The organism is Pseudaeromonas sp. HNCC25DJ182, assembly GCF_055413365.1.
Window position 1 is genome coordinate 52,569 of sequence record NZ_JBVAYG010000003.1, and the last position, 25,425, is coordinate 77,993.

Genomic DNA, 25,425 nt, shown 5'->3' on the forward strand with positions numbered 1-25,425 from the left:
GTAATTTAGATGCTTTTCGTAAGTAGGGTTGCCATTTACGACATTAGATTGTTCGACGCGTGTCACGTTTTTTAGCGTTTTCTCATCTTAAAACACGAAATTAAAATATTTGATGGTTCGTTTTTTGTGTGTCTTATATTTCATATAATTAGTCTCAATGGTTACGATGGCTTGATCATGCATCAACAAATAAGCATTAATGCCAATACAATATGTTTGACGAGAGACATTTTATGAAACTTGTAACTAAACTAGCGATAACACTAATCTTGTCAGGTTGTGGTTTTGTTATGATTGGAGCCTTATCTCTTCAGCGGCTTAAAGAGGTTAACACGGATTTTCAATATGTAATGGATAATACGCTACCTAGTTTCAATACCATAAATGAAGCTAATGCTATGTTTCTTGAATTGCGGATTAAAATAAGAAATTTCGCTTTCGGCTGGCAATCAAGAAATAACGACCTATATGGTGGTTCTGACTTTGAAACCGAGGCGAAAAATATACGAGCAAATGGTGATTTATTGTTGGCAAAACTATCCGGATACGAAAAACTTTTCTCGGATGAGCGAGATGCAGTTATTTATAATGATGCCAAATCTGAATTGGTGAAATATTTGAAGATGCTGGATGATCTTCTCATTATGATTGTCTCCACACGTGGCAGCATTGATGATATTTCAGTCGTTAACATTGCGATAAATGATCTCGCGAAGCAATCTAAGCTCGTATCTAGGACATTCTCTGAAATTGTTCATTATAATGAAGTCCTTGCCCGAGATTTAGCTCAAAAGGATCATGAACATTACGGTAATGCACAAATAACCATTATTATGTCTTCAATTCTAATGTTGTCGTTGCTTTTGGTTTTAGGGCTGATTGTTTTCAAACAACTCACCTTCGGTGTTTCCGAGATGAAGAGAGTTATGGATGGTGTTAGTCGTAATCTTGATTTCACCATTCGGGGGCGCATTTTACGTAGTGATGAAATGGGAATGTTATTAAGTACTTTTAATGTCTTTTTGGATACTCTCCATGATGCAATATTAAAGGTTAAATTGGAGTCAGCTAGTCTAGCTTCCACAATTAATGCTCTTGAGGCATCAGCATCGACAGTTGCCAATGGATCTGCATCTCAAAATCAGGCGACTTCTTTGATAGCTGCATCTATAGAGCAATTGTCTGTCAGCATTCATCATGTTGGAGAACAAGCGGATCTGGCCAACCAGCGGGCCATATCTACAGGTCAGATTGCATTAAATAGCCAGCAAGTGATAGAAAAAACAACAAGCCAGATTAATTCAATTTTTTCTGCAGTAAATTCTGTCTCATCTGGTGTGGATGCTCTAAAAGATAAGAACCTTGAAATCAGCAAAGTTATTGGTGTGATTAGAGATGTAGCAGAAAGAACTAACTTATTAGCCCTTAATGCTGCAATTGAGGCTGCAAGAGCTGGAGAGCATGGGCGAGGTTTCGCTGTTGTCGCTGACGAAGTTAGGAATCTTGCTGCCAGAACTGCTTCATCAACAACAGAGATTAGCCAGTTGATTAGTACTATTGCAGATCTTTCATATTCAGCAAGGAGTAGCATGGATGATGCTGTTGAGCAGGTCCAAAGCGGGGTGAAATTAGCCAAAGAGGCCGATGTTGCTATGTCGCAAATTGCTCAAGTTGCAGAAAGCACAATTAGTCTTGTCGATGAAATGACTACATCTCTAAAAGAACAATCTATAGCCACAAATAGTATCGCTGAGCAGATCGAAATTGTCGCTAAGATGGTTGATGAGAATAATAGTGCCGCATCTACAACATCTGAAATTTCGGAAAAAATGACAGAGGCGACTAAGGGCATAAATTCTGTTGTTGCGCTTTTTAAACTTACTGAATAAATTAAATTGCAGTTTGCGAAATTATAGTAAGTATCTGTGCTGTATTTAGGTACATCAATTGCACCTGCCTTTGCCCCCATATCGGGGGCTTTTTTCATCTGCTATTAAGCAATACAGTTTAAGAGATTTATCCACAATGATGTATGCAATGCTTTTTTTAGCAGACAGGATCTTGTGGATAGTTCTCGATGTTATTTATCTCGTTAAATATGCACATAAGGATCTTGAAAAATCTTGGTTGCATACAGATTATTTTACTCAGAAAAATTATCGGGCACCTAAGGTGCCCGATATTATTTAAATTATCATAACGGTTTAGCCAGTTGCTTAAGAATATTGCAGTGTGGGCTACCATCACCACGACAACTTTCGGCAAGAGCTGTCAGCACATTTTGCATGTGTTGCAGTTCGGCAATTTTTTCAGCGATTTCATTGAGGTGCTGTTGTGCAAGTTGTTTTACTGCACGGCTTTCACGCTCTGGGTTTTGCCACAATTCAAGCAAAGAGTGTATGTTAGCCAATGAAAATCCAAGATTACGGGCTTGCCGGATAAAACGTAGTTGATTGACCTGTTCACTGTTATATAACCTATAACCTGATTCGCTACGTAATGAGACTTTAATCAATCCTAATTGTTCATAATGACGAATCATCTTTGCCGTTAAACCACTGATTTTGGCAACATCACCTATAGTTAACAATGACTTCATGTGGGACACCTCATTTAAATGACATCCGCTGTAAACGTAGAGCATTGGTAACAACTAAGACACTACTACAAGCCATCGCTGCACCAGCAATAACTGGATTTAAAAATCCCATAGCCGCCAGAGGAATACCAATTGTGTTAAAAGCGAATGCCCAGAATAAGTTTTGCTGAATATTTCTGTACGTAGCACTAGACAGATGCAATGCAGCCGCTACCAGTTCTGGGTTACCACGCATCAGGGTCATGGCAGAAGCACTCACAGCTACCTCTGTGCCAGTTGCCATAGCGATGCCCAAATCAGCCTGTGCCAGTGCAGGAGCGTCATTGATACCGTCACCAACCATTGCCACTTTAAATCCTTGAGCCTGATACTCCATTACTGCCTGCGCTTTGCCTTGCGGTAATACTTCAGCTTGAACATTATCCAGCCCTAACTCGTTGGCAATGTAATCGGCGCTATCTCGTGAATCACCCGTCAGCATTGCCACCTTGATGCCACTTTGCTGCAACTTTTGAACCGCAGTTTTCGCCTCTGGTTTTGCCTTGTCGGCAAAACATAGCAGACCAAGGAGTTCAACTTTCCCTGCCTTCATTTCTGCCACCCAAGATATTGAGGCCCCTTTTATCGCAATTTTATCTGTTGGCAGTGTCAGTCCCAGTTCGCGCATCCAATGACTGGATCCAAGTAATATATCGCGCTCATCGATAACCGCCTTAACCCCTTTTCCTGCCACCACAACGAAATTGCTAACTTCATTTAACTTAACCTGGTGTAATTGTGCATATTTTACGACAGCTTTGGCTAATGGATGTTCGCTGTTTTCAGATAGTGCATAGGCCAGCATGGCGAGGTCATTATCATTGGTTCGTAGCGACATTAACTGCATCAGTTCCGGTTTACCTTCGGTAAGAGTGCCGGTTTTGTCAAATACGACATAATCAATCTTTGTTGCCTGTTCCAATGCAATCGCATCTTTCACCAAAATACCATGCCGGGCTGCCGTGCCAGTACCAGCCATAATAGCAGCAGGTGTTGCTAAACCCAGCGCACAGGGACAAGCGATAACCAGTACCGCTACGGCATGCAATATACCTTGTGTCCAGTCACTAAATACCACTCCCCAAATCAGTACCGTAAATAATGCAACAATAAGAACAGAGGGTACAAATATACTACTGATTTTATCCACTAGCGCCTGAACCGGTGCTTTGGCACCTTGTGCTTGCTCGACTAGACGAATAATCTTCGACAGTGTCGATTCTGCGCCAACGGCAGTCGCTTCAAATTCTAAAACACCATCCAGATTAACTGCACCTCCGGTAACCTGATCGGCAATGTTTTTATGTAGTGGAATACTTTCGCCACTAATTAGCGCTTCATCAACATGACTGGTGCCTTTAATAACAATACCATCCGATGGTATGCGATCACCCGGCAGCACTTTTACTTTGTCACCCTTTTTAAGCTCTGCTACGGCGACCACTTGCCAATCATCTTGACGCCATACAGTGGCGGATATTGGCTTTAAATTTTCTAGTGCTTTAAGAGCATCAGTTGTCCGTTGCTTTGCTCGTTTCTCTAGAAACTTTCCAAGTAATACCAGAGTGAGTACTGCAGCACTGCTTTCAAAATATAGATGTGGTGCACCGTGGTGCCCATCAAAGCTGTACCATAAGTAAATTGATAAGCCATAGGCAGCACTAGTACCTATTGAAACTAGCAAATCCATATTGCCAGATAGGGCTTTTAATGCATGCCACCCAGCTTTGTAAAAGCGAGCCCCAAAATAAAATTGTACGGGGGTCGCTAACAACCACTGCCAGAGCGGAGGCAGCATCCAGTCTGCTCCAAATAGACTTCCTAACATTGGAAACACTAATGGCAAGGTAAGTATGGCTGCGCCAACGACTGGCCAGGCATCCTTTTCATAAAACTTCTGCTCCGTTTTCATGTCAGCCGTCTGAGCCGTATTCTTTTCGACAATCAGCTCATAACCCGCTGTAGCCACTGCCTGTTGTAAGGCATCAATAGAAGCGTTGGCAGCAATAAGCTCTAAGCTGACCTGCTCGGTGGCCAGATTTACTGAGGCAGAGATCACGCCAGGTACTTTTAGCAAAGCCTTTTCTACTCGGCCGGCACAGGAAGCACATGTCATGCCTTTCACATCGAATAGTTGTTTCTGAGTATCGAGTTGATAGCCTGCTGTCAGTATCGCCTGCATGATATCTGTTAATTGTGCAGTGCCATTTATTGTTGCTGTTTCAGTCGCTAAGTTAACATTGGCTTGAGTTACTCCTGTTACTGAAAGTAAGGCTCTTTCAATCCGGTTTGCGCATGATGCGCAGGTCATACCTTTTACTGCTAACTGAAGGGGTGCTGCCATGTTTGTTACTCCCATATACAAGATGGTCGGGCTGACAGAACAAGTCTGGACCTTTCCATCATGGTAAGGTCAAGAATAACGTTGTCTAATCATCTCGGGCTCTGTATCTATAGGCGCCACAACTATTTTTTCTGTTGTTGACCGAAGAGTCAGAGCGAATGTACTGACAGACCGATTACGGGGGCGAGCCTCTACTGTGCGGATCTAATTGCATCCCAAGCGTTTCAACTATCAGACTTAGCAGAAATTCTGACATTTTGAGACGGAGAAGAGTTATATCTCAATGATTATTGAATACGGTCTAGCGGTGTGCTTGTGCCTATTCTGTCACTTTAGGAATATGCAAAAAAAGTGAAACACCCTTGACCCTGCCATTATGGCAATCTTTATCATATCTAATGAACTTAGCAAAGGAGACTCAGTATGATGAAGTTCTACGTTTCAGATATGACATGTGGCCATTGTGTCAGCGTAATTACCAAAGCGATTTTGCAGCTACAAGATGATGCGAAAGTAGAGGCGGATCTAGTGAGCCATATTATATCGGTGAGCGGTGAATTAGATGCAGATGAAATTATCGAGGCATTAAAAGAAGCTGGATATGTAGCGACTATCGCTAAAGCTGGTTGCTGCAGTCCATCGAATAGTTGCCACTCCTGATAAAGAGTGTTGCTATTAAAAGGCACCGGTTTAAAACCGGTGCCTTTTTTACTCCGCGTAGGCTGTACTCTTAAACTAATAGTATTTCAATCGACGCAATTTTAGCGCAGAATTTAGCTTAGAAGAGGGCCTCTAAAGAAGGCCTGCTTGCTGGTATTGAAGTAATTAATGCATATATATGCTCAGCATATTGCTGGGACATAGCCTTTTCGAAGGCAATGTCCACTGTCAGTGCTCGATCCGGGGCAGTGAGATGGTGAAACGCGTCGAGAGGGTATCGGATTCGACGCTGATTTTGCCATGGTGCACGGCGACGATCGATTTGACGATGGCAAGGCCGATACCGCTGCCTTCGCCCTTTCGTTGCCGGGATGGGTCGACCCGGTAGAAACGGTCAAAGAGGCGTGGCAAATGCTCAGGTGGGATCGGTACGCCCGGATTCTCGACGGACAGCTCGACCCACTCGTCGCGTTCACACAGGTGTACCGTGACCGATCCGCCACTCGGGGTATAGCGAATGGCATTGGATAACAGGTTATTGATGACACGCCGAAGCATCAGCGGATCCCCCTCGACGAAGCCGGAGTGGTTGTCCAGCGTGAGGCCGACGCCGCGCTCTTCGGCCCACGCCTCGAAAAACTCGAACACCTTGAGGGTCTCCGCCTGCAGATCCAGCGGGATGCGCTCCGGGATCAGTTGATTGTTGTCCGCTTGGGCCAAAAACAGCATGTCGCTCACCATTTTAGCCATCCGGTTGTACTCCTCGAGGTTGGAATAGAGTACATCCTCAAGCTCCTTCGCCGTTCGCTGCTGGCTCAGTGCTATCTCCGTCTGGGTCGCCAGATTGGTGATCGGCGTTCTGATCTCGTGCGCGATATCGGCAGAGAAGTTGGCCTGGCGGGTGAACACATCCTCAATACGCGCAATCATGTGATTGAACGAGATGACCAGCTGTTCGAGCTCAATCGGGACTCGTTCCGGCTCGAGCCGCACATCCAGATTTTCCGAGGTAATGTTCTTGATTCTCATGCTGACGTTGCGCAGTGGCTGGTGGCCTTTGTGCACGGAGAACAGCACGATAAAAATGATGAATAGACTCATGGTCGCGGCAATCATCAAGAGCTTGTGCTTCAGCGCGTCAAGATAATGCAGGTGGAAATCGATCGATAAGGCGATGAGAAGGGTGTGCGGGCTGCTGGTATCGTCTGTGGCGGCATCGATGGAGGAGGCGATAATCCGGTAGATGGTTGACTCCATCTTGCCGCCGGTGTGCATTGTGGTTGTGCCGCCCTGGTGAGCGGGCCATAGAAATACCTCACCGGAGCCGAGTTGTTTGCTGAAGTTGGCCGAGCTTAATACGGGCATCAGGACCGGGCCCTCGGCCGAACTGTATACTACCTGGTGTTGCGAATTCAGCAGCAATACGGAGACGTGATGATAGCTAGCCAACGCAATGTCGATCTTTTCCGCTTTCTGCTGCTCTGACTCCCCCGATGTTTGCAAGATGTCCGAGATTGCCGAGTTGATCTGCTGCAGGTTCATCACGTCTTGCTCGGCAAAGTGCGTTTGCACGGAGCGCAGCATGATCTCGGCAAAGGCCGCAAAAGTGATAATGGCCGCAAGGCTGATGAAGAAGGTGAGGCGGAATTTGAGTGAGAACGGCCGTCTCTTCCAGCTAGTTACCATCCGGCACCTCGAGGACATAGCCGACGCCGCGGACGGTCTGAATGAGCTTGGGTTCAAAATCGTTGTCTATCTTCACCCGGAGCCGTTTGACGGCAACGTCGATGACATTGGTGTCACTGTCAAAGTTCATATCCCAGACCTGGGAAGCGATGAGCGCCCGGGGCAGCACTTCTCCTTGATGGCGGATAAAATACTCGAGCAGGGTAAATTCCTTACTGGTGAGCGCGATCCGGACACCGCCGCGGCTCACTTTACGCGAAATCAGATCGAGGGTTAAATCGGCGACTTGAAACTGGCTCTCCGGCATCAGGGTGGTACCACGACGCAGCAGGCTTCTGACCCGGGCCAGCAGTTCGGCAAAGACGAACGGTTTGACCAGATAATCGTCAGCGCCAAGCTCGAGGCCCTTGACTCTATGCTCAACCGTTCCGAGAGCCGTTAACAACAGGATCGGCATGCCTTTATTGGCGGCACGCAGCATGCGCACTATATCCCAACCGTTCACATCGGGCAGCATGATATCCAGCACGATGAGATCATAATCCGCTGTCATCGCCAGATGATAGCCATTGAGGCCGTTATCGGTGAGATCCACCACGAAACCCGCTTCGGTGAGTCCCTTGCAAAGGTACTCCCCGGTTTTTGCCTCGTCCTCGACAACCAGTATTTTCATCTTACCTCCGGAGTTCGTCAGCCATTCTAGTGCGCGAGACAATGATATCAACGACCTGCATCTAACATGACAGCTTTGTCATGATCCTGTCACCGGGCAAACAGAGTGGCCCGTTTAAGCTGTCTGTAATCATCTGGAAACCATTGGCTGCATGTCATCGAGCATGCTTAGACGAGAACCGATATGTTGAAATTAAAACAACTGGCCGTCAGTTCTATGTTGGTTTTGGCGGGATGCTCCTCTCTGGCTCCCGCCTATCAGCGACCGGAACTCCCGGTGCCGCAACAGTTCTCTGTGTCCCGGAATGCTCTGGTTCCTGCCGCTGCGAATGATCAGGAGACGGGCTGGCGTCACTTTTTTGCCGACCCGCAGGTGAAGGGCTTCATTGCCGAGGCGCTGCGGAATAACCGCGATCTCCGGATGGCCGCGCTGAAAGTTCAGGAAGCTCGCGCGCAATATAATGTCACCGATGCCGATCGATATCCGCAGTTGAACGCCGCTTCCGATAGCAACTACCAGGGCGGACTCGACGGCCGGGGCTCTACCAGCAAGGAGTTGGAGGCCGGTGTGGAGCTGACGTTTGATTTCGATCTTTTCGGCAAGCTGAAGAATATGAGCGAGGCGGATCGGCAAAACTTTTTTGCCAGTGAAGAGGCCCAGCGTGCCGTTCATATCCTGCTGATTTCAAACGTGTCACAAAGCTACTTCAACCAGCGCCTGGCCAGGGCACAGCTGAACATAGCCCGAGACACATTGCAGAATTACCAACAATCTTATGCCTTTGTCGAACAGCAGTTGGTCACGGGCAGCAGTAATGTTCTGGCCCTGGAACAGGCCCGCGGCATGATTGAGAGCACTCGCGCGGATATCGCCAAACGGGAAGGCGAGCTGGCACAGGCGAACAACGCACTGCAACTGCTGCTGGGTAGCTACCAGACCCTGCCAAATGACACGCTCGAGCCGGAGCTGGATCTCAACCCGGTCACGCTGCCGCCCAACATCTCCTCGACCATACTGCTGCAACGACCGGATCTGATGGAGGCCGAGCATCAACTGCGGGCCGCGAACGCCAACATTGGTGCGGCCCGAGCGGCATTCTTTCCCTCCGTCACCCTGACCAGCGGGATTTCAAGCAGCAGCACGGATCTATCAAGCCTGTTTAGCGTTGCCAGTGGCATGTGGAATTTCGCGCCGAAAATCGAGATCCCTATTTTCAATGCGGGTCGAAATCAGTCCAACCTGGATTTGGCCGAGATCCGGCAGAATCAATCCATCGTGAATTACGAGCAAAAGATTCAAGCTGCATTCAAAGAGGTCGCCGATGCCTTATCGTTGCGCGATAGCATCAGCGGGCAAATTACGGCCCAACAGCGTTATATCGCATCATTGGAAATCACGCTACAACGAGCCCGCGCATTATATGAGAGCGGCGCCGTGAGTTATATCGAAATACTGGATGCGGAGCGGTCGTTATTTTCTGCTCGGCAAACCCTTCTTGATTTGAAATATTCCCAGCAGGTGAATGAAATTAATCTGTTTACTGCTCTTGGGGGCGGTTGGATAGAATGAAATATTTAATGGCAGTTAATTTTGGAGAAAATAATATGCATCAATCAATGAAATTTGTACTCTGCGGTCTCTTCTCTCTGGCCATGGTACAGGCAGTGCAAGCCACGGAACAACATCACAGCATGGATATGGACATGAGCAGCATGGCATCCACGGCAGAGCATCATGATATGGCGATGGCCAGCGCTGAAGCCACGCCGGAGCAGCAAGTCATCCATGCCAGCGGTGTCGTCAAGGAGATCGATCTGGTCAATAAAAAGATCACCATAGCTCATGATGCTATTCCGGCGGTCGGTTGGCCGGAGATGACGATGCGATTTACCTTTACCAGTCAGGATGACAGCATTAATGCTTTAACCGTTGGCGCTGCAGTTAATTTCTCGTTTATCCAGCAGGGCAATATTTCACTGTTGCAAACCATTAACGTCGTACCGTCCTGATGATGAAGGTCCCATCCGCAAATAACGATGGGGCACTTTTTTTTCACCGGATAAATACGCCAGTATTACTCTCGATTTAGTAGAGGCGCCGATGTCTTCTTTAACCTTAAAATATACAGCAACCATCATCTGTAGCCTCATCGTGGGAGGGGTCATCTCTATTTCCGCCTACCGTTATCTCGGCTCGGTAGAAAAAGCGGCGTCGCAGTCATCGCCACCATCAGAGCGCAAGGTCCTGTTCTGGTATGACCCGATGAAACCCGATACCAAATTTGATAAACCCGGCAAGTCGCCATTTATGGATATGGATCTGGTGCCGAAATATGCCGATGAAGGCGGTGAGCAGCAGAGCGGGGGAGTTCGTATCGATCCGACTCTGGTTCAGAATCTCGGACTGAAGACGGCTAAGGTCAGCAAAGGCAGCTTGCACTACTCTCAGACCATTCCGGCCAACGTCAGCTTCAATGACTATCAGTATGTGATAGTACAGGCGCGCGCCGAGGGCTTTGTCGAAAAGGTGTATCCACTGACCATCGGCGACAAGGTGAAAAAAGGCACCCCGCTGATTGATATCACCATTCCGGAATGGGTTGAGGCACAGAGCGAATACCTGCTGTTATCCGCGACCGGCGGCTCTGCCACCCAGGTGAAGGGCATTCTTGAACGGCTGCGCCTTGCCGGTATGCCGGAAGAAAATATCCAGCGTCTGCGTAGCTCGCGCGTCATCCAGACCCGCTTCACCATCAAGGCGCCGATCGAGGGTGTTATCACGGCGTTTGATCTGCGCAGCGGGATGAATATTTCAACGGACAAGGTGGTGGCCCAGATCCAGGGTATGGATCCGGTGTGGATCAGCGCCGCGATACCAGAATCGATTGCGTATCTGCTGAAGGACTCCTCCCAGTTCGTCATCTCCGTCCCCGCGTATCCAGACAAGAGCTTCCACGTGGCACGCTGGAACCTGTTGCCCAGCGTCGATCCGACCACCCGCACGCTTCAGGTCCGTCTTCAGGTGGCCAATCCGGATGAGTTGCTAAAGCCTGGCATGAATGCCTACCTGAAACTGGACACCCAGAGTCCGGAGATGCTGGTGATCCCGTCGCAGGCGGTTATCGATACCGGTCATGAACAGCGTGTGATTACTGTCGATGGTGACGGTCGCTTCGTGCCGAAAGCCATTCAGGTCCTGCATGAATCGCGACATCAGAGCGGAGTTGCGGGACTGAACGAAGGGGAATCGATCGTGGTCAGTGGTCTTTTCCTGATTGACTCGGAAGCCAACATCACGGGGGCGCTGGAGCGCATGCGCCATGCGAAGACCCCAACCGCAACGGCTGCGGATAGGGTGATGCCGGCTGCCAACGCGCATTCCGGCCATTGAGGAGAGTGTGATGATTGAATGGATTATCCGTCGTTCGGTCGCCAACCGCTTCCTGGTGGTGATGGCCGTGCTGTTTCTCAGCGTCTGGGGTACCTGGACTATCGTCAACACGCCGGTGGATGCGCTCCCTGATCTGTCGGATGTACAGGTCATCATCAAGACCAGCTATCCGGGGCAGGCGCCGCAGATCGTGGAAAACCAGGTGACCTACCCGCTGACCACCACCATGCTGTCGGTGCCGGGCGCCAAGACAGTGCGCGGTTTCTCCCAGTTTGGCGACTCGTACGTGTATGTGATCTTCGAGGATGGGACCGATCTCTACTGGGCTCGCTCCCGCGTATTGGAGTATCTCAATCAGGTGCAGGGTCGCTTACCGGCGGGTGTCAGCTCGGAAATCGGGCCCGATGCGACCGGGGTTGGTTGGATCTTTGAATATGCGCTGGTGGATCACAGCGGCAAGCATGATCTGGCGGAGCTGCGCTCCTTGCAGGACTGGTTCTTGAAATATGAGCTGAAAACTATCCCTAACGTGGCCGAGGTCGCTTCGGTGGGCGGGGTGGTGAAACAGTATCAGATTCAAATAAACCCAATCAAGTTATCGCAGTATGGTATCAGCCTGTCAGAGGTGAAATCGGCACTTGAGACATCCAATCAGGAAGCGGGTGGCTCGTCGGTGGAGATTGCCGAGGCGGAATACATGGTCCGTGCCAGCGGCTATCTGAAGACGATCGAGGATTTTAACCATATAGTGCTGAAAGCCGATGCCAACGGCGTGCCCATCTATCTGCGCGATGTCGCCCGTGTGCAGATTGGCCCGGAGATGCGGCGTGGTATTGCTGAGTTAAATGGCAAAGGGGAAGTTGCCGGCGGTGTCGTCATCCTGCGTTCGGGTAAAAACGCCCGCGAGGTCATCGCCGCGGTAAAGGAAAAACTCGACTCGTTGAAAAAGAGCCTGCCTGATGGCGTGGAAGTGGTCACAACTTACGACCGCAGCCAACTTATCGACCGTGCGATTGATAACCTCAGTCATAAGCTGCTGGAAGAGTTTATCGTGGTCGCTCTGGTGTGCGCCCTGTTCCTGTGGCATGTGCGTTCGGCTCTGGTGGCGATTATCTCGTTGCCGCTTGGGCTGTGTATTGCCTTTATTATCATGCACTTCCAGGGCTTGAACGCCAATATCATGTCACTGGGCGGGATTGCGATCGCCGTCGGGGCCATGGTGGATGCTGCGATTGTCATGATCGAGAACGCACACAAGCGGTTGGAGGAGTGGGAACATCATAATCCCGGTGTCCAAATCGATAATGTCACCCGCTGGAAGGTCATTACCGATGCCTCGGTTGAGGTGGGACCTGCGCTGTTTATCAGCCTGCTGATCATTACCTTATCCTTCATCCCTATTTTTACTCTCGAAGGACAAGAGGGAAGGCTCTTTGGTCCGCTGGCGTTTACCAAGACTTACGCCATGGCTGGGTCGGCGGCGCTGGCTATCGTCGTGATCCCCATTCTGATGGGCTTCTGGATCCGCGGGAAAATTCCGGCCGAGAGCAGCAATCCGCTGAACCGCTTTTTGATCAAGATTTACCATCCGGTGCTGTTGAAGGTACTGCAGTGGCCGAAGCTGACGTTGATAGTGGCCACGTTATCCATCTTCACGGTTCTCTGGCCGTTGAGCCATGTGGGGGGGGAATTCCTGCCGAAAATCAACGAAGGCGATTTGCTGTATATGCCATCGACCCTGCCAGGCATTTCTCCCGGTCAGGCAGCCGTGCTGCTGCAGACCACGGACAAGCTGATCAAAACGGTACCCGAGGTGGCCTCCGTGTTTGGCAAGACGGGGAAAGCACAAACGGCAACCGACTCCGCGCCGCTGGAGATGGTGGAAACCACCATCCAGCTGAAGCCGGAAAGTGAGTGGCGCCCGGGGATGACGATCGACAAGATCATCGAAGAGCTGGATGCCACGGTCCGCTTGCCAGGGTTGGCGAACCTCTGGGTGCCGCCGATCCGCAATCGTATCGACATGCTCTCCACCGGGATCAAGAGTCCGATCGGCATCAAAGTCTCAGGTACCGTGCTGGCCGATATCGATGAAACGGCGCAGCGGATTGAGGAAGTCGTGAAGACTGTGCCTGGCGTCGTGTCGGCACTGGCGGAACGTCTGGAGGGGGGGCGTTACATCGATGTGGATATCAACCGTGAGAAAGCCTCACGTTACGGCATGACGGTGGGAGATGTGCAGTTGTTTGTGTCATCGGCCATCGGTGGCGCCATGGTCGGAGAAACGGTTGAAGGGGTGGCCCGTTATCCGATCAACATCCGCTACCCGCAAGGGTTCCGCGATAGTCCCGAGGCCTTGCGGCAGCTGCCTATCCTCACGCCCATGAAGCAGCAAATTACGCTGGGCGATGTGGCGGAGGTGAAAGTAGTCTCCGGTCCCACCATGCTGAAAACGGAAAACGCCCGTCCATCCAGCTGGATCTACATCGATGCCCGGGGTCGCGACATGGTGTCCGTGGTCCATGATCTGAAAACGGTGATCAGCGAACAGGTCGAGATGAAACCCGGGACCAGTGTGGCGTTTTCTGGACAGTTTGAGCTATTGGAGCATGCCAATAAGAAGCTCAAACTCATGGTGCCGATGACGGTGATGATTATCTTTGTCCTGTTGTACCTGGCGTTCCGTCGCGTGGATGAGGCGCTGTTGATCCTGACGAGCCTGCCGTTTGCACTGGTGGGGGGGATCTGGTTCCTGTATTGGCAGGGGTTCCATATGTCGGTTGCCACCGGGACCGGATTTATTGCACTGGCCGGGGTTGCTGCCGAGTTTGGTGTGGTGATGCTGATGTACCTGCGGCACGCAGTAGAGGCGGATCCCCGGCTCCTGCGCACCGAGACCTTCAGCCTGAAGGGGCTCGATGATGCCCTGTATCAGGGGGCCGTGCTGCGCGTGCGACCGAAGGCGATGACGGTGGCGACGATAATTGCGGGTTTGCTGCCCATTTTGTGGGGAACCGGAGCGGGTTCGGAAGTGATGAGCCGCATTGCCGCCCCGATGATCGGCGGTATGATCACAGCACCGTTATTGTCCCTATTCATCATTCCCGCCGCCTACAAGCTCATCTGGCTCTACAGGCATCGGGTGAAAGCAGCCTAATCCCCAGGGCACACTGGTCTATGCCGGTGTGCCTCGTATCGAAACCTCGCCGGCTGATTTCAAGCTGTGTCGTAGTGTAGAAATAATCGCTCGAAACACTCAATAGTTTAACCACCGAGTCAGCCGGGAGGAGGTTGCCCGCTTATTCGCATCTTCCCTAGCTCTCGCCCTCTGCTGCGTAGATTCATCGATGTTCACGCCCTGTGAGATGGTTTGATCGATGAGCTCCCCAATCGTCCTTGTACCGCATCCGTTAACAAAAGTTATACAACTTTCTTTTTTTTGTATAACTGCTATAACTGAATCAACTGTTATACAAGGAGCGCCATCATGTACAAGATTCAAGTCGGTATCAGTGCCTGCCTGCTTGGGCAGGAAGTGCGGTTCGACGGGGGCCACAAGCGCTCCAGCTTTTGCGAACAGGAGCTTGGCGCTCACTTTGACTACCACCCGGTCTGCCCGGAGATGGCCATCGGCCTGGGCTCGCCGCGGGCGGCCATCCGCCTAGTCCGGCGCCAGGGGGAGATCCGTGCCGAGGCCAGCAACGGCAGCTTCGATGTCACTGACAAGCTCATCGCCTTTAGCGAACAGAAGGCGCGTCAGCTCGACTTTATCTCCGGCTATATCCTCTGTGCCAAGTCACCCAGCTGCGGCATGGAGCGGGTGCGCATCTATGCCGGCACGGCTGACGGCGGCCGCAATGCCGGTAACAGCGGCGGTAGTGCCAAGGAGGGCGTGGGCCTGTTTGCCCAGGCGCTGATGGCGGCCAACCCGCTGCTGCCGGTGGAGGAGGATGGTCGCCTGTGCGATCCCGTACTGCGGGAAAACTTCGTGCTGCGGGTCTTTGCCTATCATGACTGGCAACAGCTCTGTGCCCGTGGGCTGAGCGCCGCTGCCCTGATCCAGTTCCACTCCCGCTACAAGTATCTGGTGCTCTCCCACGCCACGACCCACTATCGGGCGCTCGGAAAATTACTGGCCCATGTCGGCAAGGCCAACCTGCAGGAGGTCGCACAGCGTTATATCCAGGGGTTGATGACGGCGCTCAGCGTACGCGCCACCCGTCGCAATCACACCAATGTGCTGATGCACCTGCAGGGTTACTTCAAGAAGGTTCTGACTCCGGCGCAGAAGCAGGAGTTGACCGACACCATTGATAAATACCGCACCGGCATCCTGCCGCTGCTGGTGCCCTTGACCCTGATCCGCCACTACCTGCGCGAATACCCGAATCGTTATCTGGCCGAGCAGGTCTATCTCAACCCGCACCCGGATACGCTCAAGCTCCGGTATGGGCTCTGAGCCCTGTTGTGACCCCGGGGTGCAAGCCGGGGTTTGATCTCTTGATGAACGGAATTTGTTATGTCTGATACCCACTTAAACCCGGCTGCCCTCGCACCGGATGAAGGGATTTACCCGATCCGCGAGGTCTCCCGCCTGACCGGAGTCAACGCCGTGACCCTACGGGCCTGGCAGCGGCGCTACGGCCTGGTACAACCGGCCCGCACCGAGAAGGGACACCGCCTCTACAGCGAGCAGGATATCCGCCAGATCGGCGAGATCCTGAGCTGGCTGGAGCGCGGCGTGAGCATAGGCCAGGTCAAGGGGCTGCTGAGCGAACCGCAACCCCAGCAGGTACACGACCATTGGCAACAGACCTTCGAGCAACTCGGCCAGGCGGTACTGGCTCTGCATCAGCGCAAGGTCGAGGCGCAGCTCAATGAGTTGCTGGCGAGTTACCCGTTCGAGCTGGTGCGCAGCCGGGTGCTGCAGCCGCTGGTGGCACAATTGCTCGGCTTGTGGCGTGAGCGCCCCGATGGCCTCTTGCTGCAACAGGTCTGGCTGGGCTGGCTACAGACCCGTTTTGCTCGCCATTTCATCGAGCAGGAGAAGGGGCTACCCGTGACTCTGGCGAGCTGGGGGCAAGTCGGGCCGCTGGATCTGATCTGGTGCGGTTACGAGCTGGTAACTCAAGGCTACGAAGTACAGCTGCTGGGGGTGGTCGATCCCAAGACTGCAGCCTTGCTGGAGGGGCGTGCCGCTACCCCATGGCTGGTGTTGCTGGGGGCTGGTTTGGGTAAGCAGGAGCTGAGTGCTGACTGGCCCGCAGGCACCTGTCTGTTCGGCGAGCTGGGCAATCTGTACGACCCGGATTGGCTGGCCGCCCGGGGTTGGCAACCGACGCTGGCTTCCTGGCTCAGTGCACAGCGTTTAACCGACCGAGGCCCGGAAAACTCGCCGTCTCAAGGCCGTATTGAACACGAGAGGAGTGCGCCATGAAACTGGTCTGGTTTCGCAATGACTTGCGGCTCACTGACAACCCGGCGCTGCGCCATGCCTGTAGCGAGGAGGGGGAGGTGGCGGCGCTGTTTGTCATATCAACCGCCCAATGGCAGCACCACAAGATGGCACCGATCCGCCAGCAGTTCCTGTTGGCTCAGGTGGATGCGCTGGGCCAAGAGCTGGCGGCTCTGGGCATCCGCTTGCATCTGCTGCACGTCGACACCTTTGCCGAGTTGCCCCAGGCGCTGGTGGGGTTGTGCCGCGAGCTCGGGGTGAGTCAGCTGTATGCCAATCAGGCCATCGAAATCGATGAGTTGCGTCGGGATCGGGCGGCAAGCCAGCTTCTGGCGGCGCAGGGGATTTCCTCGCACTGGTTTAACGGCTGCTGTGTGCTGCCACCGGGGCGAGTACTGACCGGTGCGGGCGAGATGTTCAAGGTGTTTACGCCGTTTAGCCGCGCCTGGTTGAAGGCGCTGGAGCAAGATGGTTTTGTCATTCACCGAGCGCCGGCAGCCCGCGGCGCGGCCGTGCCTTGGGTCTCGTTGCTGGAGCGCGGGCTGCGTCCCCCGTTTGACGAAACACTCTGGCCGGTGGGGGAAGCTGAAGCCCGGCGTCGCCTGCTGCTGTTTTTAGAGCGGGCCGTGTTCGATTATGGCCAGACCCGGGATTTTCCGGCCCTGGCCGGTACTTCGACCCTGTCACCCTATCTGGCGGCGGGCATTATAAGCCCACGTCAGTGTCTGGCAGCCTTGCAGCAACGCCTCGGCTATCGGCCGCAGTCCAAGGAGCAGCCCGGCTTTGTCTGGCTGAACGAACTCATCTGGCGCGAGTTTTACCGTCACCTGCTGGTTATGGTGCCCACGCTCTCCATGAACCTGCCGTTCAAGCCTGAAACCGCCGCCCTGCCCTGGAGCTGGGATCCGCAGGCTTTCGCCGCTTGGTGCGAGGGACGAACCGGTTATCCGATTGTCGATGCGGCGATGCGCTGTCTCAAGGCCACCGGCTGGATGCATAACCGGCTGCGGATGATAGTGGCCAGCTTTCTGACCAAGGATCTGCATATCCATTGGCGGCTGGGGGAGGACTATTTTATGAGCCAGCTGATCGATGGCGACCTGGCCGCCAACAACGGCGGTTGGCAGTGGGCTGCAGGGACCGGTGCCGATGCGGCACCCTATTTTCGGGTGTTCAACCCGACCACTCAGGGGCAACGATTTGATCCGCAAGGGGAGTTTGTCCGTACTTGGGTTCACGAGCTTGCGGATATTCCGCCGTCCCTGGTGCATGAACCCCATGAGTGGTTGCGTCGGCAGGGGCGAACTGATTATCCGGTGCCCATGGTCGATCACGCTGTTGCCCGGGTAACAGCCATCGAGATGTTTCGCCAGTTGGAGAAATAGTATGACCGAGCCGCTCAGCCGCTTTATCGCCCTGTACCAGCAGTTGAACTTGCAGCAACTGCATCGGTTGCCGGAGGTGTACGCCGATGAGGTGATCTTTATCGATCCGGCTCATCGCATCGAGGGGCTGGCGGCACTGAGCGACTACTTTGCTGCCCTCTACCAGCGCCTGAGCTACTGCCGTTTCGAGATTGTCAGTCAGCAGCAACAGGGAGCGCAGGCTTGGCTCGGTTGGGTGATGACCTTCTCTCATCCGCGGTTGGCGGCGGGTCAGCCGATCCGGGTGGAAGGGGCGACCCGGCTGGAGTTTGATGCCGCAGGTAAGGTGATAGTACATCGTGACTATTTCGATCTGGGGGCCATGCTCTATGAGCAGTTGCCGCTGCTGGGGCCGCTGGTGCGGCTTATCAAGGGGAGGCTGGGGTCATGAGTGGACGCGTGCTGATCACCGGAGCCAGCTCCGGGCTGGGTCGACAACTGGCGCTGGATTACCGGCATGCCGGTTGGCAGGTGTGGGGGTGTGGCCGTGATGCGCAGCGGCTGGAACAATTGGCTAAAGCGGGGATCACCCCACTGGCGTTCGATGGGCGGGATCGGGCCGCGCTGGCGCAGATAGCGGCTCAGCTGCCGCCGCTGGATCTGCTGATCCTCAACGCCGGGACCTGCGAATATATGACGCTGGATGAGGGCTTTGATGGCGAGCTATTTGCCCGGGTCATCGAGACCAATCTGGTGGCTACGGGTCTGGCGCTGGCGGCTTTCTTGCCGCTGCTAGGGCGGGGCGCGCGGCTGGCGATTGTCAGCTCCTCTGTCAGCTGGTTGCCACTGCCAAAGGCCGAGGCCTATGGCGCCTCCAAGGCGGCCCTGGATTATCTGGCCGCCACCTTGCGACTGGATCTGCAGCCCAAAGGGGTGGGGGTGACCCTGATCCGGCCCGGTTTTGTGCAGACGCCGCTGACGGCCAAGAATGATTTTCCCATGCCCTGTCTGGTGGCGGTCACCGAGGCTTCGCGCATCATCCGCGCCGGATTGGCCGCAGGTCAGCACCAGATCCACTTTCCCCGCCGTTTTATCTGGCTGTTGCGCCTGCTGGGCGCCTTGCCGGTTGGTCTGTGGCTGCGCCTTGGCCGCTCCCTATTGTCGAAAGGACGCTCGTTATGAAGAAAAAGATTGCCATCATAGGCTCCGGCATCTCGGGGCTCACCGCAGGTTTCTTGCTGCATCGCCAGCATGAGATCACCCTGTTTGAGGCGGCTCCTGTGCTGGGTGGACATACCGCGACAGTGGATGTGACTCAGGATGGGCGCAACTATGCCGTGGATACCGGTTTTATCGTCTTTAACGACCGCACCTACCCGAACTTTCTGAAACTACTGGCGCGCATCGGTGTGGCGAGCCAGCCTGCCGAGATGAGCTTTTCGGTGAAAAGCCCTGAGGGGCTCGAATACAACGGCCACAATCTCGACACCCTGTTTGCCCAGCGCAGTAATTTACTGAGTCCCCGTTTTTACCGCTTTGTGGCCGAGATCTTGCGTTTTAACCGGCAGGCGCGGGCCTGGCTGGCCGGTCGCACGGCGGTCGGGCAGATGCCAGCCGAGCAGACGCTGGGGGAGTTCTTGCAAGCGGGAGGCTATAGCGACTATTTTGCCCGCCACTACATACTGCCCATGGGGGCGGCCATCTGGTCATCGACCCTGGCGGACATGCGCGCCTTTCCCCTCGGCTTTTTCCTGCGTTTTTTCCAGAATCACGGCCTGCTGGATGTGGCCCATCGCCCCCAGTGGTACGTGATCCCGGGTGGTTCACGGGAGTATCTGGGGCCATTGACTGCAGGCTGGCAGCAGCAGATCCGGCTGGCGTGTCCGGTACAGGGAATGCGGCGCTCGGCCGATGGGGTGGTGATCCAGAGCCTGAAGGGGGAGGAGCACTTTGATGAGGTGATCCTTGCCTGCCATAGCGATCAGGCCTTGCGGCTACTGCAAGATGCCAGCGCGCGGGAGCAGGCCATTCTGGGGGCCATGCCCTATCAGGCCAATGAGGTCTGGTTGCATACCGATATAAATTGTCTGCCTACACGGCGCAAAGCCTGGGCTAGCTGGAACTATCAGCTCGATACCGATGAGCAGGCGCGTCCGCTGGTGAGCTATAACATGAATATTTTGCAGGGGCTGGAGTCGCCATTGCCCTTCTGTGTCAGCCTCAATCCGGCCGGCAAGGTGGATGAGAGCAAGGTGCTGCGCCGCTTTGTCTATGACCATCCGGTGTTTAATCTGGCCTCGATTCAGGCTCAGCAGGCCAGAGCCGACATCTGCGGTCAGCAGCATACCCATTTTTGCGGCGCCTACTGGTACAACGGTTTTCATGAGGATGGGGTGCGCAGCGCTTTGGATGTGGCCACCCGTTTCGGGGCCAGCCTATGAACGCCGCCTCCTTTAGCACCCTCACTCCTCTTGGCCCCATCAGCCCCATCAGCGCCATCTGGCAGGGGTCGGTACGCCATCGCCGTTTTGCCCCCAGGGCCCATGCCTTCTCCTATAGCCTGTTTATGTTGGGGCTGGATCTGGATGAGGTCGAGACGCATGGAGTGGGCCAGGGGCGCTGGTTCGGCGTCGAGCGGGCCGGGTTGCTCGCTTTTTACCGCCAGGATTATCTCAAAGGCAGCAGCGGCTCCCTCAAGCAGGCGGTATGGCAGAAGGTGGCGGAGCTGGGCGGGGAGGCCACCCCCGAGCAGCGGGTGCTGCTGCTGGGAAATGTGCGCTGTTTGGGATTTTATTTCAGTCCGGTCAACTTCTACTTCTGCTATCAGCAGGAGAATGCCCGTTACCTGCTGGCCGAGGTTTCGAACACTCCCTGGAACGAGCGTCACTACTACCTGCTGGATCTGAGGGCGCTGGCGCCCCACAACAAGGATTTTCATGTCTCGCCCTTTATGGATCTGGCCATGCGTTATCACTGGCGCATTCGTCCGCCGGAGCAGGAGACGCTGATCCATATCGAGAGTCACCCCCAATCTGGCGAGGCCAAGCTGTTTGATGCCACCTTGACGCTACGCCGCGAGCCGCTGTCTCGTCAGGGGGTGATGCGCCTTTTGGTGCGCTGGCCCTGGATGACCCTAAAGGTGCTGCTGGGGATCTACTGGCAGGCGCTGCGCCTTTTTATCAAACGAACCCCTATCTTTAGCCACCCGGAGACTCACTAATGGAACTGGTGCAATCGACTCTTTCCGCCTCCCTGCTCGATAAGGGGGCCAAGCAACTGGTGCTCAAGCTGCTGGGGCGACTCACGGATGGTCAACTGCTGCTGCGTGAAGGCAGCGAGCAATACAGCTTTGGCGTGACCAGCTGCGGGGTAACCAGCACCGACCTGTATGCCGAGCTGGTGGTGCAGGATCCTGCCTTCTATCGCCGTCTGCTGCTCGGTGGCAGTATCGCCGCCGGGGAAACCTGGGTGGAGGGGCTGTGGAGCAGCCCGGATCCGGTGGCGCTGGTGCGTCTACTGGCCCGTAACCAGAGCCTGCTCGATACTCTGGAGCGGCGTCTGGGCTGGCTCAGCTTCCCCTTTAACAAGGTGCGGCACTGGCTCAACCGCAATACGCTGACCGGCTCCCGCGCCAATATCGCCGCCCATTATGATCTGGGAAATACCCTCTATCAGGGCTTTCTCGACAGCCATATGCAGTATTCCAGCGGCATCTATCCGCACCCCGAGGCCACTCTGGAGGAGGCGCAAGAGGCCAAGCTGCGCACCATCTGCGAGCGGCTCGAGCTGGGGCCACAGGATCATCTGCTGGAGATCGGTACCGGCTGGGGGGGGCTGGCCATCTATGCCGCTCGCCACTACGGCTGCCGGGTGACCACCACCACCATATCTCAAGCCCAGCATGACTATGCCCGTGCCTGGATTGACAAAGAGGGGTTGCAGGATCGCATCACCCTGCTGCTTGAGGATTACCGCCAGCTGGAGGGAACCTATGACAAACTGGTCTCCATCGAGATGATAGAGGCGGTGGGCCATGCCTTCTTGCCGGACTATTTCCGGCAACTTTCCCGCTTGCTCACCCCCGGTGGTCGGCTGTTGATCCAGGCCATTACCATCGCCGATCAGCGTCATGGCCAGTATCTGCGCAACGTCGATTTCATCCAGCGCTACATATTCCCGGGCGGCTGCCTGCCGAGTGTTTCCCAGATGGCCACCCTGCTGGCGCGGGAGACCGACATGCAACTGGTGCGGCTGCACGATCATGGCCAGCACTATGCCCGCACTCTGGCCCACTGGTGCGAGCGCTTTCTGGCACTGGCGCCCGAGTTGCCGACGCTGGGCTATAGCCAGGATTTCATCCGCCTCTGGCACTTCTATTTTGCCTACTGCGAAGGCGGGTTCTGGGAGCGGGCCATCAGCCTGGTGCAACTGGAGGCCGCCAAACCGGGTGCCGCTGGCTGGTCGGGCGATCTGCCGGTCCGATCTGCCGGTAAGAGGTGAGTGACATGTGGCCCTGGATGCAACTGCTGGGCTTCAACCTGTTCTGGTTTATGGCCGTGGCTTGGCAGCAGCCGGCTCCTCTGCTGGGACTGCTCGCCTTGCACGGGCTGTTTTCACCGCAGCGGCGACGGGATCTGCGACTCTTACCCCTAGCTCTGGTCGGTTGCCTGCTGGACGCTCTGCTGTGGCAGTTGGGGCTGTTTGAATTTGCGGCCGGCTTTCCTGTGTGGTTAGTTTTGTTGTGGCTCGGTTTTGCCCTGACCCTGGCCCATGGGCTGCGCTGGCTGGTGGTATTGCCTCGCTGGCAGCAAGCGCTGATCGGAGGAGCCGGTGGTGCCTCCTCCTACTTGGCTGGGGCCGCCATGGGGGCTGTGCACTTGCCTTGGGGACTCTGGATCAGTGGCGGCGTGCTGGCGGTGATCTGGATGGTCTGGTTACCCGTACTGCTATGGACCATGGTCAAGCTGGATGCTTGTATTCCCGCAGCCATAGGCGTTAGCACAGGAGAGAGGCAGCCATGAAGCAAACAGGCTCGGATCTTGGTTTATGGCGCAGTATCCGCCTGCTTTGGGTGGGGTTGGCCATCTCGTTGTCGCCCCCCGTACTGGCCTCAGCCGCACCCTGGTTGCAGTTGCGCCCTGTCGGCCAAGGCGAGATGAACTGGCTTTGGTTCAAACTCTATGACGCGACCTTTTACAGTCACAACGGCCGCTACCAACCGGGTGACTACCCCCAGGCTTTAACGCTCACCTACGCCAGAGCCATAGCGCGTCAGGATCTGCTCAGTGCGACTGCCGATGAGTGGCAACGGCTCGGCCTCGGTAGTGAAACCCAGCGTCAGCAGTGGCTACACCAATTGGCAGGCTTCTGGCCGGATGTGGCGGCCGGGGATCGGCTCACCTTCTATATCGACGCCGAGGGCAAGGGCCATTTCTGGTGGCAGGATAAACCCCTCGGAACCCTGGCAGACCCACACTTTAGTTCTGCTTTTTTGGCGATCTGGTTGGCGGATAACAGCCGCGACCCGGCGCTGACCCGCCGCCTGCGCGGCCAATCTTGATACGGGAGCTGGGTATGACTCTTCATCGTGTGTGTCGTTGGCTGATCCTGCTGCCATTTTTACTGCTGGCGGGTTGTGGTGCGAGTCTGGAAACGTACCGGGATCGGGGACCTGCCTGGGATTTGGCGCAGTTCTTCAACGGCAAGCTGGTGGCCCATGGTCTGGTGACCAACCGCAGTGGCGAGGTCACCAGTCGCTTTCGGGTGGATATGGTGGGGCGCTGGCAGGATGGCAAAGGGGAGTTATTCGAGCAGTTCTATTTCGATGACGGCCGCCAGCAGACCCGAACCTGGCATCTGAGCCGTGGCGCCGATGGTCACTGGCGTGGTACGGCATCGGATGTCGTCGGCGAGGCGGTGGGCAAGAGCGAAGGCTTCGCCCTCAATTGGCGTTATCAGCTCGATCTGCTGTTACCCGAGGGAGACGTGGTGCGGGTGAGCTTCGATGACTGGATGTATCTGCTGGATACCGATCGCCTGATCAACCGCGCCGAAATCAGCAAATTCGGCATCTCGCTGGGCGAGGTGATCCTCTATATCGAGCGCCAGCCTTAGATGCCAGCCTTAGATGATAGGAGGGCCATACCGTGTCGGAAGACACCTTTTGGCTTGTGTGGTCAGCTGCCATTTTTCTGGTCGTTATCGCTGCTAGCTATTGATGACTTGGTTTCTATATCTAATTTATGTATATAGATTACAGTTTTAATCGGTTCATCGGGGTAGGGCGCCGCGTTAAGGTGCTCGGGAATCCAGTGGCCGTTGCGGTGCACTGCTTATACTGGGTCTTGGCAGGCAGTCTTTATGACTCCTGACCGGTACCCCAAGAACACAAAAACAGAATACAAACTAGGACGAGGTCAGCGATGAAATTTACCAAATCAGCAGTAGTGATGGCGGTTCTGCAATTGGCTCTGGCAACCGGTGCTTATGCCCAATCCAGCCTGGAGACCATCAAGTCAGCCGGTGTGATCAAGATTGGTACCGAAGGCACTTATGCGCCGTTCACCTTCCACGACGCCAGCGGCAAGCTGGTGGGCTTTGATGTGGAAATCGGTGAAGCCATTGCCAGCAAGCTGGGGGTGAAGGCCGAGTTTGTGGAAGGTAAGTGGGATGGTCTGATCGCCGGTATCGATGCCAAGCGCTATGACCTGGTCATCAATCAGGTCTCCATTACCCCGGAGCGCCAAGCCAAGTATGATTTCTCCGCCCCCTATATCACTTCCAAGGCGGTGGTACTGGTGAAAAATGACAGCACCATCGACAGTTTCGCCGCCCTCAAAGGTAAGAAGGCCGCCCAGTCGCTGACCAGTAACTTTGGCAAACTGGCGCAAAGTGCCGGTGCTGAACTGGTCGCCACCGAAGGCTTTAATCAGTCGGTCGAACTGGTTCTTTCCGGCCGTGCCGACGCTACCATCAATGACAGCATCTCCTTCCTGGACTTCAAAAAACACAAGCCGGATGCACCCTTGAAGATTGCAGCGACCCAGGAAAATGCGGATCATGCCGGTGTTCTGCTGGCCAAGGGCCAACCGGAGTTGCTGGATGCCATCAATAAGGCACTGGCGACCGCACAAGCCGACGGTACCTATCTGCAGATTTCACAAAAATACTTCGGGGCGGATGTTTCCAAGTAATACATCCACCGTCTTTGCCACT

At 54.3% G+C, this 25,425-nt stretch carries 22 protein-coding genes; 18 read left to right on the forward strand and 4 right to left on the reverse strand.

Annotation, left to right across the window (positions count from 1 at the left end):
• Positions 1-233 precede the first annotated feature (233 nt).
• Positions 234-1,889 (forward strand): methyl-accepting chemotaxis protein, encoded by a 1,656-nt coding sequence (locus ACZYUB_RS03610; protein WP_463945623.1) that lies wholly within the window; start codon positions 234-236, stop codon positions 1,887-1,889.
• A 305-nt stretch (positions 1,890-2,194) separates the two neighbouring features.
• Here the strand turns inward: ACZYUB_RS03610 and cueR are convergent, their stop codons facing one another.
• Together cueR and ACZYUB_RS03620 are read right to left on the reverse strand one after the other, a co-directional pair.
• A complete protein-coding gene (gene cueR / locus ACZYUB_RS03615; protein ID WP_463945625.1) occupies positions 2,195-2,599 on the reverse strand; it encodes a Cu(I)-responsive transcriptional regulator in 405 nt (134 codons plus the stop codon).
• A 10-nt stretch (positions 2,600-2,609) separates the two neighbouring features.
• Positions 2,610-4,982, reverse strand: a complete 2,373-nt coding sequence (locus ACZYUB_RS03620; protein WP_463945627.1) for a heavy metal translocating P-type ATPase — start codon at positions 4,980-4,982, stop codon at positions 2,610-2,612.
• Positions 4,983-5,405: 423 nt separating this feature from the next.
• Here ACZYUB_RS03620 and ACZYUB_RS03625 point away from each other — a divergent pair, with 423 nt between their 5' ends.
• Positions 5,406-5,642, forward strand: a complete 237-nt coding sequence (locus tag ACZYUB_RS03625; protein ID WP_463945629.1) for a heavy-metal-associated domain-containing protein — start codon at positions 5,406-5,408, stop codon at positions 5,640-5,642.
• Positions 5,643-5,870: 228 nt separating this feature from the next.
• On the opposite strand, the gene ACZYUB_RS03630 is transcribed toward ACZYUB_RS03625, so the two are convergent.
• Together ACZYUB_RS03630 and ACZYUB_RS03635 are read right to left on the reverse strand one after the other, a co-directional pair.
• Positions 5,871-7,328 carry a Cu(+)/Ag(+) sensor histidine kinase gene (locus ACZYUB_RS03630; protein ID WP_463945631.1) on the reverse strand — a complete coding sequence of 486 codons (1,458 nt, stop codon included), beginning with the start codon at positions 7,326-7,328 and terminating at the stop codon, positions 5,871-5,873.
• Positions 7,318-8,001, reverse strand: a complete 684-nt coding sequence (locus ACZYUB_RS03635) for a copper/silver response regulator transcription factor (protein WP_463945633.1) — start codon at positions 7,999-8,001, stop codon at positions 7,318-7,320. The genes ACZYUB_RS03630 and ACZYUB_RS03635 overlap by 11 nt, the downstream gene beginning before the upstream one ends.
• A gap of 183 nt (positions 8,002-8,184) precedes the next feature.
• On the opposite strand from ACZYUB_RS03635, the gene ACZYUB_RS03640 reads away from it, so the two are divergent.
• From ACZYUB_RS03640 to ACZYUB_RS03715, 16 genes are all read left to right on the forward strand, one after another.
• Positions 8,185-9,570: a Cu(I)/Ag(I) efflux RND transporter outer membrane protein gene (locus ACZYUB_RS03640; protein ID WP_463945635.1), complete on the forward strand. Its 1,386-nt coding sequence runs from the start codon at positions 8,185-8,187 to the stop codon at positions 9,568-9,570.
• Between the two features lie 47 nt (positions 9,571-9,617).
• Positions 9,618-10,010 (forward strand): copper-binding protein, encoded by a 393-nt coding sequence (locus ACZYUB_RS03645; protein WP_463945636.1) that lies wholly within the window; start codon positions 9,618-9,620, stop codon positions 10,008-10,010.
• A 91-nt stretch (positions 10,011-10,101) separates the two neighbouring features.
• On the forward strand, positions 10,102-11,391 hold the full coding sequence (locus ACZYUB_RS03650) for an efflux RND transporter periplasmic adaptor subunit (RefSeq protein ID WP_463945637.1): 1,290 nt from the start codon (positions 10,102-10,104) through the stop codon (positions 11,389-11,391).
• A gap of 10 nt (positions 11,392-11,401) precedes the next feature.
• Positions 11,402-14,548, forward strand: a complete 3,147-nt coding sequence (locus tag ACZYUB_RS03655) for a CusA/CzcA family heavy metal efflux RND transporter (RefSeq protein ID WP_463945639.1) — start codon at positions 11,402-11,404, stop codon at positions 14,546-14,548.
• A 330-nt stretch (positions 14,549-14,878) separates the two neighbouring features.
• Complete coding sequence (locus ACZYUB_RS03660) at positions 14,879-15,850, forward strand: YbgA family protein (protein ID WP_463945641.1); 972 nt, start codon at positions 14,879-14,881, stop codon at positions 15,848-15,850.
• 60 nt (positions 15,851-15,910) lie between these two features.
• On the forward strand, positions 15,911-16,828 hold the full coding sequence (locus ACZYUB_RS03665) for a MerR family transcriptional regulator (protein WP_463945643.1): 918 nt from the start codon (positions 15,911-15,913) through the stop codon (positions 16,826-16,828).
• Positions 16,825-18,231 (forward strand): deoxyribodipyrimidine photo-lyase, encoded by a 1,407-nt coding sequence (gene phrB, locus ACZYUB_RS03670; protein ID WP_463945645.1) that lies wholly within the window; start codon positions 16,825-16,827, stop codon positions 18,229-18,231. The genes ACZYUB_RS03665 and phrB overlap by 4 nt, the downstream gene beginning before the upstream one ends.
• Before the next feature lies 1 nt (position 18,232).
• Positions 18,233-18,661: a nuclear transport factor 2 family protein gene (locus ACZYUB_RS03675; RefSeq protein ID WP_463945647.1), complete on the forward strand. Its 429-nt coding sequence runs from the start codon at positions 18,233-18,235 to the stop codon at positions 18,659-18,661.
• Positions 18,658-19,392 (forward strand): SDR family NAD(P)-dependent oxidoreductase, encoded by a 735-nt coding sequence (locus ACZYUB_RS03680; protein ID WP_463945648.1) that lies wholly within the window; start codon positions 18,658-18,660, stop codon positions 19,390-19,392. Before ACZYUB_RS03675 ends, ACZYUB_RS03680 begins: the two co-directional genes overlap by 4 nt.
• On the forward strand, positions 19,389-20,651 hold the full coding sequence (locus ACZYUB_RS03685; RefSeq protein ID WP_463945650.1) for an NAD(P)/FAD-dependent oxidoreductase: 1,263 nt from the start codon (positions 19,389-19,391) through the stop codon (positions 20,649-20,651). The genes ACZYUB_RS03680 and ACZYUB_RS03685 overlap by 4 nt, the downstream gene beginning before the upstream one ends.
• Positions 20,648-21,430 carry a DUF1365 domain-containing protein gene (locus ACZYUB_RS03690; RefSeq protein WP_463945652.1) on the forward strand — a complete coding sequence of 261 codons (783 nt, stop codon included), beginning with the start codon at positions 20,648-20,650 and terminating at the stop codon, positions 21,428-21,430. Before ACZYUB_RS03685 ends, ACZYUB_RS03690 begins: the two co-directional genes overlap by 4 nt.
• Positions 21,430-22,710, forward strand: coding sequence for a class I SAM-dependent methyltransferase (locus ACZYUB_RS03695; RefSeq protein ID WP_463945654.1), 1,281 nt, complete (start codon positions 21,430-21,432; stop codon positions 22,708-22,710). Before ACZYUB_RS03690 ends, ACZYUB_RS03695 begins: the two co-directional genes overlap by 1 nt.
• 5 nt (positions 22,711-22,715) lie before the next feature.
• Complete coding sequence (locus ACZYUB_RS03700; RefSeq protein ID WP_463945656.1) at positions 22,716-23,231, forward strand: DUF2878 domain-containing protein; 516 nt, start codon at positions 22,716-22,718, stop codon at positions 23,229-23,231.
• A complete protein-coding gene (locus ACZYUB_RS03705) occupies positions 23,228-23,770 on the forward strand; it encodes a chalcone isomerase family protein (RefSeq protein ID WP_463945657.1) in 543 nt (180 codons plus the stop codon). Before ACZYUB_RS03700 ends, ACZYUB_RS03705 begins: the two co-directional genes overlap by 4 nt.
• Positions 23,771-23,784: 14 nt before the next feature.
• Positions 23,785-24,324, forward strand: a complete 540-nt coding sequence (locus ACZYUB_RS03710; RefSeq protein WP_463945659.1) for a DUF3833 domain-containing protein — start codon at positions 23,785-23,787, stop codon at positions 24,322-24,324.
• A gap of 308 nt (positions 24,325-24,632) precedes the next feature.
• A complete protein-coding gene (locus ACZYUB_RS03715) occupies positions 24,633-25,403 on the forward strand; it encodes an amino acid ABC transporter substrate-binding protein (protein WP_463945661.1) in 771 nt (256 codons plus the stop codon).
• Positions 25,404-25,425: the final 22 nt, after the last annotated feature.

Bases quoted from the DNA above. Each gene is read 5' to 3' on its own strand.
- ACZYUB_RS03610 (WP_463945623.1), top strand. From the start codon at position 234: ATGAAACTTGTAACTAAACTAGCGATAACACTAATCTTGTCAGGTTGT.
- cueR (WP_463945625.1), bottom strand. From the start codon at position 2,599: ATGAAGTCATTGTTAACTATAGGTGATGTTGCCAAAATCAGTGGTTTA.
- ACZYUB_RS03620 (WP_463945627.1), bottom strand. From the start codon at position 4,982: ATGGCAGCACCCCTTCAGTTAGCAGTAAAAGGTATGACCTGCGCATCA.
- ACZYUB_RS03625 (WP_463945629.1), top strand. From the start codon at position 5,406: ATGATGAAGTTCTACGTTTCAGATATGACATGTGGCCATTGTGTCAGC.
- ACZYUB_RS03630 (WP_463945631.1), bottom strand. From the start codon at position 7,328: ATGGTAACTAGCTGGAAGAGACGGCCGTTCTCACTCAAATTCCGCCTC.
- ACZYUB_RS03635 (WP_463945633.1), bottom strand. From the start codon at position 8,001: ATGAAAATACTGGTTGTCGAGGACGAGGCAAAAACCGGGGAGTACCTT.
- ACZYUB_RS03640 (WP_463945635.1), top strand. From the start codon at position 8,185: ATGTTGAAATTAAAACAACTGGCCGTCAGTTCTATGTTGGTTTTGGCG.
- ACZYUB_RS03645 (WP_463945636.1), top strand. From the start codon at position 9,618: ATGAAATTTGTACTCTGCGGTCTCTTCTCTCTGGCCATGGTACAGGCA.
- ACZYUB_RS03650 (WP_463945637.1), top strand. From the start codon at position 10,102: ATGTCTTCTTTAACCTTAAAATATACAGCAACCATCATCTGTAGCCTC.
- ACZYUB_RS03655 (WP_463945639.1), top strand. From the start codon at position 11,402: ATGATTGAATGGATTATCCGTCGTTCGGTCGCCAACCGCTTCCTGGTG.
- ACZYUB_RS03660 (WP_463945641.1), top strand. From the start codon at position 14,879: ATGTACAAGATTCAAGTCGGTATCAGTGCCTGCCTGCTTGGGCAGGAA.
- ACZYUB_RS03665 (WP_463945643.1), top strand. From the start codon at position 15,911: ATGTCTGATACCCACTTAAACCCGGCTGCCCTCGCACCGGATGAAGGG.
- phrB (WP_463945645.1), top strand. From the start codon at position 16,825: ATGAAACTGGTCTGGTTTCGCAATGACTTGCGGCTCACTGACAACCCG.
- ACZYUB_RS03675 (WP_463945647.1), top strand. From the start codon at position 18,233: ATGACCGAGCCGCTCAGCCGCTTTATCGCCCTGTACCAGCAGTTGAAC.
- ACZYUB_RS03680 (WP_463945648.1), top strand. From the start codon at position 18,658: ATGAGTGGACGCGTGCTGATCACCGGAGCCAGCTCCGGGCTGGGTCGA.
- ACZYUB_RS03685 (WP_463945650.1), top strand. From the start codon at position 19,389: ATGAAGAAAAAGATTGCCATCATAGGCTCCGGCATCTCGGGGCTCACC.
- ACZYUB_RS03690 (WP_463945652.1), top strand. From the start codon at position 20,648: ATGAACGCCGCCTCCTTTAGCACCCTCACTCCTCTTGGCCCCATCAGC.
- ACZYUB_RS03695 (WP_463945654.1), top strand. From the start codon at position 21,430: ATGGAACTGGTGCAATCGACTCTTTCCGCCTCCCTGCTCGATAAGGGG.
- ACZYUB_RS03700 (WP_463945656.1), top strand. From the start codon at position 22,716: ATGTGGCCCTGGATGCAACTGCTGGGCTTCAACCTGTTCTGGTTTATG.
- ACZYUB_RS03705 (WP_463945657.1), top strand. From the start codon at position 23,228: ATGAAGCAAACAGGCTCGGATCTTGGTTTATGGCGCAGTATCCGCCTG.
- ACZYUB_RS03710 (WP_463945659.1), top strand. From the start codon at position 23,785: ATGACTCTTCATCGTGTGTGTCGTTGGCTGATCCTGCTGCCATTTTTA.
- ACZYUB_RS03715 (WP_463945661.1), top strand. From the start codon at position 24,633: ATGAAATTTACCAAATCAGCAGTAGTGATGGCGGTTCTGCAATTGGCT.